Source organism: Streptomyces griseorubiginosus (assembly GCF_017614965.1).
GTDB classification, from domain to species: Bacteria; Actinomycetota; Actinomycetes; order Streptomycetales; family Streptomycetaceae; genus Streptomyces; species Streptomyces griseorubiginosus_B.
This window is the reverse complement of the sequence record NZ_WVUG01000065.1, coordinates 26,340-33,338: the sequence shown is the minus strand read 5'-3', so window position 1 is coordinate 33,338 and position 6,999 is coordinate 26,340. Positions and strand designations below refer to the sequence as shown.

Below are 6,999 nucleotides of genomic sequence, written 5' to 3'. Positions count from 1 at the left end.
CCCTCCCGCTCGGCCCGCCGGTACGCCGTCCACGCCAGCGCCAGGTCCTGCCAGGGCAGACCCACCGGCGCGTACACGGTCCGCTGCTCGACGCTTCCCCGGCCGGGGTGCTCTCCGCGAATCACCTCGCCCAGTGTCGCCGCGACAGCCGTGGCAGGGAGGCCGGAGGACGCCAACACGCCCGTCTGCGCCGCCAGTTCACAGTCGTCGACGACGAGCAGCGCCGCTTGAAGGAGTTCCGCCGCCAGCTCCCGCTTGCCCGGCTCGTCCACGCCCAGGCTCGTGAAGTGCTGCCCGGCCCTCGTCTCGGCCAGCCCGAGCAACGGCTCCCGCGACCACGTCGCCAACACCACCACATCGGCGGCAGCGGCGACGTCCGCAGTCGACCCCAGCACCCGTCCACCGTGCCGCGCGGCGAACTCCTCCGCCCGCCCGCCGTCCGTGTCATGGACGACCAGGGCGCCCGGGCCCCGCAGCGCCACCAGCCCCCGCAGCACCAACTCGGCCTGCGCGCCCGCTCCGACCACCCCCGTCACCTCGCCGCGCCCGGCGAGGAGATGCGTCCCCAGGGCCGCCGCCAGCCCGGTGCGCCAGGCCGTCACCGTGGCGGAGTCCAGCAGGGCGAGCAGTTCACCGTCCGCGCCGCTGTGCAGGCAGATCACCCCCCGCAGGGCGGGCCGCGCGCCGGGGAACTTGGCGTTGACCTTCACCGTGTACGCCTCGACGCCGGGCAGCAGACCGGGAAGCAGGGCGGTGGCCGTCCCCGGGAACGGCAGATCGGTCCGCACCCGCAGACCGGCCACCGGCACGGCGTCCGCCGTACGGAAACCCTCCCGCAGCGCGTCGAGACAGTCCTCGACGTCCAGGAGGGCCCGCAGGTCACCGTGGGTCAGGAGAAGCGTCACCCGTCCATGATCGGTCAACGGGGCCGCGCAAGAACGCCTCAGGCACCCGCGGGCCCGTCCTTCCTCGCCCGGCTCGGCTGTACCCGCTTGGGCTCGCCCGGCATCTTGGGGTACTCGGGCGGGTACGGCAGATCGCCGAGCCCGTGCTCGTGCTCGTCCCGGCGCGCCAGTTCCAGCAGCGCCTCCAGGGAGTAGCGGTGGTCGTCCATGTCGGCGTGCACGTCGCCGAGTTCGGCGAAGCGCGCGGGCATGGTCGCGATGTCGAAGTCCCGCGGATGCGCGATGCCGACCTCGTCCCAGCGCAGGGGCGCCGACACGGGGGCGTGCGGGCGGGGCCGTACGGAGTAGGCGGAGGCGATGGTGCGGTCGCGGGCGGTCTGGTTGTAGTCGATGAAGATCTTCTCGCCCCGCTCCTCCTTCCACCACTTGATCGTCACGTGGTCCGGCATCCGGCGTTCCATCTCCCGGCCCACGGCGATGGCGGCACGGCGTACCTGGGTGAAGGTCCAGCGCGGCTCGATCGGCACGAAGACGTGCAGTCCGCGTCCGCCGGAGGTCTTGGGGAAGCCCTTCAGCCCGCCGAACTCGTCGAGGACGGCGCGCAGTTCGTGGGCGGCGCGGACGGCGTCGTCGTAGTCGGTGCCGGGCTGCGGGTCGAGGTCGATGCGCAGTTCGTCGGGGCGGTCGACGTCGTCGCGGCGAACCGGCCAGGGATGGAAGGTGAGCGTGCCGAACTGGGCGGCCCACAGCACGGCGGCCTCCTCGGTGGGGCACATCTCGTCGGCGCTGCGGCCGCTGGGGAAGGTGATGTGGGCGGTCGGGATCCAGTCGGGCATGTTCTTCGGCGCCCGCTTCTGGAAGAAGGACTCGCCGGTCACGCCCTCGGGATAGCGCTCCAGAGTGGTGGGCCGGTCGCGCAGGGCGCGCAGGATGCCGGGGCCGACGGCGACGTAGTACCGGGCGAGGTCCAGCTTGGTGAAACCGCGCTCGGGGAAGAAGATCTTGTCGGGGCTGGACAGCCGGACCGTGCGGCCGCCCGCCTGAAGTTCCACCGCTTCGCCCATGCGGCCACGGTAGGCGCACCGCGCACACCGCGCACACCGGGCGAGAGCCGCCGTATGCGCGCAGAATCGGAATCATGGATCTGCCGGTGATGCCGCCCGTGAAGCCGATGCTCGCCAAGTCGGTGGCGAAGATCCCGCCGGGCATGCAGTACGAGGCCAAGTGGGACGGGTTCCGCGCGATCGTGTTCCGCGACGGCGACGAGGTCGAGCTCGGCAGCCGTACCGGAAAGCCTTTGACCAGGTACTTTCCGGAACTGGTGGCGGCGCTGAGGGAGCGGGTGCCCGAGCGGTGCGTGCTGGACGGGGAGATCGTGATCGCCCGGGAGGGGCGGCTCGACTTCGACGCGCTGACCGAGCGCATCCACCCGGCCGACTCCCGGGTGCGGATGCTCGCCGAGAAGACCCCGGCCTCCTTCGTCGCCTTCGACCTGCTGGCGCTGGCGGACGAGGCGCTGACGGGTGTGGAGCTGACCGAACGGCGGGCGCTGCTGACCCGGGCGCTGGCGGGGGTCACCGCGCCGGTCCATCTCGCGCCCGCGACGACCGACATCGAGGTGGCGCGGGGCTGGTTCGAGGAGTACGAGGGGGCCGGCCTCGACGGGGTCATCGCCAAGCCGCTCACCCTGCGCTACCGCCAGGACGAGCGGGTGATGTTCAAGATCAAGCACGAGCGCACCGCGGACGTCGTCGTCGCGGGCTACCGCTTCCACAAGAGCGGCCCGGTCGTCGGCTCACTGCTGCTCGGGCTGTACGACGACGGGGGCCGGCTGCAGCACGTGGGCGTGTCGGCCGCGTTCGCCATGAAGCGGCGCGCCGAACTGGTCGAGGAGCTGGAGCCGCTGCGGATGGACGACGTGGCGGGGCACCCGTGGGCGGCCTGGTCGGACGAGGCGGCGCACGAGACGGCCCGGCTGCCGGGGGCGCCGAGCCGCTGGTCGGGCAAGAAGGACCTGTCGTGGGTGCCGCTGCGGCCGGAGCGGGTGGCCGAGGTGGTGTACGACCACATGGAGAACGGGGCGCGCTTCCGGCACACGGCCCGGTTCCGCCGCTGGCGGCCGGACCGTACGCCGGAGAGCTGCACCTACGCGCAGCTTCAGGAGCCGGTGCGCTATGACCTGGACGAGATCCTCGGCTCCCCCGGCTGAGTCCGCTCCCCTTGGTGGGTCACGGCGTCATCAGCACCTTGACGGCGCCGTCCTGCTTCTTCTGGAACATCTCGTACGCGTGCGGGGCGTCCGAGAGCGGCACCCGGTGGGTGGCGAACTCGTCGACGCCGAGCTCGTCCTCGTCCGTCAGATACGGCATGATCTCGTCGCTCCAGCGGCGCACGTTGGCCTGCCCCATGCGCATCTGGATCTGCTTGTCGAAGAGGGTGAGCATCGGCATCGGATCGGCCGTCCCGCCGTAGACGCCGGTCAGGGAGATGGTGCCGCCGCGGCGGACCAGCTCGATCGCGGTGTGGAGGGCGGCGAGCCGGTCGACGCTGAAGCGTTCGGCGAACGGTCCGCTGATCCTGCGCGGCAGCATCGCCGAGGCCTGCTGGGCGAGGCGGGCGGCCGCGCTGCCGTGGGCCTCGGTGCCGACGGCGTCGATCACGGCGTCGGGGCCGCGGCCGTCGGTCTCGGCGCGGATCGCCTCGACCAGTTCCTTCTCGTTGTCGAAGTGCCTCAGGTCGTACGTCTCCACGCCCCTGGCGCGCGCCCTGCGCAGTCGCTCGCTGACCAGGTCGACGCCGAAGACCCGCCCTGCGCCGCGTACCCGGGCCACCCGGCAGGCCATGTCGCCGATCGGTCCGAGGCCGAGCACGGCGACGCTGCCGCCGTCGGGGATGCTCGCGTACTCGACCGCCTGCCAGGCGGTGGGCAGCACGTCGGAGAGGTAGACGAAGCGGTCGTCGGGCGGCCCCTCGGGGACCTTGATCGGCCCGAACTGGGCCTGCGGGACCCGCAGGTACTCGGCCTGGGCGCCCGGGACGGCGCCGTAGAGCCGGGTGTAGCCGAACAGCGCGGCACCCATGCCCTCGCTGGTGACCTGGGTGGTCTCGCACTGGGTGGGCAGCCCGGTCAGGCACATCCAGCAGTTGCCGCAGGCGATCTGGAACGGCACCACCACCCGGTCGCCCGCGGCCAGGTCCGGCACCCCGGGTCCGACCTCCTCGACGATGCCCATCGGTTCGTGTCCGAGGATGTCGCCCGGTGTCATGAACGGGGTGAGCACCTCGTACAGATGCAGATCGGAGCCGCACAGACCGGAGGACGTGATGCGGATGATCGCGTCGGTCGGCTCCTGGATCTTCGGATCGGGCACGTCCTCGACCCGTACGTCACGTTTGCCCTGCCAGGTCACAGCCTTCATCGCGTGGGGCTCCCTCCGTCGCGTCGGGGTGTCCGGTGGCATGGACGGCCCGAGTACCCGGCCCCTCCTCGGCGAAGCGCCGCCCTGTACGCCCATCGGGGTCGTTCGGAATCATTCGGGGTATTCAAACGCGCGCAACCAGAACCGAGCGGGTATGGCCACCAATGAACCTATAAACGCACAATCACTGACACGGGATGTGGGGCCACAGTGGGCAGATCGCAACAGCGGGCGCGCAGACGACACGCCTCGATGACAGTGGCCCTGCTGGCCGCCACGGCAACCGCCGCGCTCGCGGCGGGCTGCACGCAGTCGCACACCTCGGACGACAGTCGCGGTCGCACCGAGCCACCGAGCCCCACCCCGACCTCCCCGAGCCCGAGCAAGAGCGCCACCAGCCACGGCCACGTCCTCGCCGTCAAGATCGACAACGCCCCCGACGCCCGTCCCCACACCGGGCTGCGACAGGCCGACGTCGTCTACGTCGAGCAGGTCGAGGGGGGACTCAGCCGCCTGATGGCGGTGTACGCGAGCACCCTGCCCAAGGTCGTCGGCCCGGTGCGCAGCGCCCGCGAGTCCGATCTGGAACTGCTGCGCCAGTACGACCATCCGACGCTCGCCTTCTCCGGGGCGCAGCACAAGCTGCTGCCGCTGATCGCCAAGGCCCCGCTGAAGGCCGAGCCGCCGGAGAAGGCGTCCGACGCCTACTTCCGCGGCAGCGACCGGGCCGCACCGCACAACCTCTATCTGCGCCCGGCCCGTCTGATGCGCACCGCTCCCGGCCCCGGCGCGCTGACGAACGGCTTCCGCTACGGCCCCGCACCCGACGGCGGACGACCGGACACCTCGCTCACCGTGCGCTATCCCGCCGCCCGCTTCACCTTCACCTGGTCCGCCGGCCGCCACGGCTGGCTGGTCGCGATGGACGGCACGCCCAGCAGGACGACCGACGGGCAGCCGGTGGCCCCGGCGACGGTCGTCGTGCAGTACGTGACGATGCGCAAGTCCCGCTTCCACGACTTCCTCGGCAACAACACGCCCTTCACCGACACGGTCGGCTCGGGCCGGGCGAAGGTGCTGCGCGACGGCAGGGCCTACGACGTCGACTGGAAGCGCGCCAAGGCCACGGACGGCACGGACTTCACGACGAACGACGGCAAGCCGGTCGACTTCGCCAAGGGCCAGGTCTGGGTCGTCTTCGCGAAGGCGTCCTGATCGGCATCCTGATCGCCGCCATGCGCTCAGCCCTGCGCCGCCAGGGGCTCCGCGGGGTTGCGGAGCCCCTCGGCCGCGTCCGCGACCCGCTGGATCAGCTCGAAGAACACCGTCTGCTCGGCGGCCGACAGCGGGGCGAGGAAGACCTGGTTCATCCGGGCGGTGCGCACGGTCAGCTTGCGGTGGGTGCGCACCCCGTCCTCCGTCAGACGCAGCAGGAACCGGCGGCCGTCCCGCGGGTCGCGCACCTTGTCGAGCAGGCCGCGCCTGCCGAGCCGGCTGATCACCTCGGCGATCGTGGACCGGTCGAGTCCCACCCGCTCCCCCACCGTGCGCTGGTCCAGGCCCGGCTCGGCGACGAGCGCGTTGAGGACCGCGAACTGGGGCGAGGTGATCTCCTCCGAGACCATCGTGTTCCACAGCAGGTAGTGGGCCTGCTGCAGGCGCCGGGCGAGATGCCCGGGGTGGGTGGCGAGGTCCACCGCTGCCATGTGCGCTCCCCCCGTCGAATTCGTTGGTGCACTGAACGATACCTGGCGGCCATTCCTCTGTCTTCAGCCTGTGCTCCCCTGTTTGACCTTGTCCTTCTGCGAGGTCTTGACGCCGGACGGCTCGGGTGGCAGCGTGAAGGAAACTTCACCAGAATACTCAGTGCCCTGATTAATTACCGGGGAATCCGCCATGACTCTCACCCAGCACGACATCGACCAGGAGATCGCGGCCGAGCACGCCGCGTACGAGAAGCGGGTCGCCGACGGCGCCCCCGTCGAGCACCATCCGCGGCGCGACTACGCGCCGTACCGCTCCTCGCTGCTGCGCCACCCCAAGCAGCCGCTGGTCGCCATCGACGTCAGCAAGGACCCGGAGCTGGTGGAGCTGCACTCCCCCGCCTTCGGCGAGCGGGACCTCGGCGCCATCGACAACGACCTCACCCGGCAGCACACGGGTGAGCCGGTCGGCGAGCGCATCACCGTCTCGGGCCGCCTGCTGGACCGGGCCGGGAAGCCCGTGCGCGGCCAGCTCATCGAGATCTGGCAGGCCAACTCGGCCGGCCGCTACGCCCATCAGCGCGAGCAGCACGACGCCCCGCTGGACCCGAACTTCACCGGTGTCGGCCGTACGATCACGGACGCCGAGGGCCGCTACCACTTCACCACCATCCAGCCCGGCCCCTACCCCTGGCGCAACCACCTCAACGCCTGGCGGCCGGCCCACATCCACTTCTCCATGTTCGGCACGGCGTTCACCCAGCGGCTGGTGACGCAGATGTACTTCCCGGCCGACCCGCTCTTCCCGTACGACCCGATCATCCAGTCGGTGACGGACGACGCGGCGCGCCAGCGGCTGGTCGCCACCTACGACCACGACCTGTCCGTGCCGGAGTTCTCGATGGGCTACCACTGGGACATCGTGCTGGACGGGCCGAACGCCACCTGGCTCGAGGAAGGGCGCTGACCTGC

General features: G+C 71.4%; 7 protein-coding genes. 3 read left to right on the top strand and 4 right to left on the bottom strand.

The annotated features are described in order from the left end of the window. Together GRC12_RS15325 and ligD are read right to left on the bottom strand one after the other, a co-directional pair. A partial coding sequence (locus GRC12_RS15325; RefSeq protein ID WP_208779802.1) for an ornithine cyclodeaminase family protein occupies positions 1-905 on the bottom strand: 905 nt, incomplete at its 3' end. A gap of 38 nt (positions 906-943) precedes the next feature. After that, complete coding sequence (ligD, locus tag GRC12_RS15320) at positions 944-1,969, bottom strand: non-homologous end-joining DNA ligase (RefSeq protein ID WP_208779801.1); 1,026 nt, start codon at positions 1,967-1,969, stop codon at positions 944-946. Positions 1,970-2,043: 74 nt separating this feature from the next. Here ligD and GRC12_RS15315 point away from each other — a divergent pair, with 74 nt between their 5' ends. Further along, complete coding sequence (locus GRC12_RS15315; RefSeq protein WP_208779800.1) at positions 2,044-3,114, top strand: ATP-dependent DNA ligase; 1,071 nt, start codon at positions 2,044-2,046, stop codon at positions 3,112-3,114. Between the two features lie 19 nt (positions 3,115-3,133). Here the strand turns inward: GRC12_RS15315 and GRC12_RS15310 are convergent, their stop codons facing one another. Then, entirely contained in the window at positions 3,134-4,324 is a 1,191-nt protein-coding gene (locus tag GRC12_RS15310; protein WP_208779799.1) for a zinc-dependent alcohol dehydrogenase, read from the bottom strand. 252 nt (positions 4,325-4,576) lie between these two features. Between GRC12_RS15310 and GRC12_RS15305 the strand changes: the two genes are divergently transcribed. After that, the gene (locus tag GRC12_RS15305) at positions 4,577-5,539 is read left to right on the top strand and encodes a DUF3048 domain-containing protein (RefSeq protein ID WP_208779798.1); all 963 of its coding nucleotides are present in this window, start codon (positions 4,577-4,579) and stop codon (positions 5,537-5,539) included. Between the two features lie 26 nt (positions 5,540-5,565). Here GRC12_RS15305 and GRC12_RS15300 read toward each other — a convergent pair whose 3' ends face one another. Continuing rightward, entirely contained in the window at positions 5,566-6,030 is a 465-nt protein-coding gene (locus tag GRC12_RS15300; RefSeq protein ID WP_208779797.1) for a MarR family winged helix-turn-helix transcriptional regulator, read from the bottom strand. A gap of 190 nt (positions 6,031-6,220) precedes the next feature. On the opposite strand from GRC12_RS15300, the gene pcaH reads away from it, so the two are divergent. Then, on the top strand, positions 6,221-6,994 hold the full coding sequence (gene pcaH / locus GRC12_RS15295; protein ID WP_208779796.1) for a protocatechuate 3,4-dioxygenase subunit beta: 774 nt from the start codon (positions 6,221-6,223) through the stop codon (positions 6,992-6,994). Positions 6,995-6,999: the final 5 nt, after the last annotated feature.

Coding starts and splice junctions, on each gene's coding strand:
- ligD (WP_208779801.1), bottom strand. CDS start 1,969: ATGGGCGAAGCGGTGGAACTTCAGGCGGGCGGCCGCACGGTCCGGCTG.
- GRC12_RS15315 (WP_208779800.1), top strand. CDS start 2,044: ATGGATCTGCCGGTGATGCCGCCCGTGAAGCCGATGCTCGCCAAGTCG.
- GRC12_RS15310 (WP_208779799.1), bottom strand. CDS start 4,324: ATGAAGGCTGTGACCTGGCAGGGCAAACGTGACGTACGGGTCGAGGAC.
- GRC12_RS15305 (WP_208779798.1), top strand. CDS start 4,577: ATGACAGTGGCCCTGCTGGCCGCCACGGCAACCGCCGCGCTCGCGGCG.
- GRC12_RS15300 (WP_208779797.1), bottom strand. CDS start 6,030: ATGGCAGCGGTGGACCTCGCCACCCACCCCGGGCATCTCGCCCGGCGC.
- pcaH (WP_208779796.1), top strand. CDS start 6,221: ATGACTCTCACCCAGCACGACATCGACCAGGAGATCGCGGCCGAGCAC.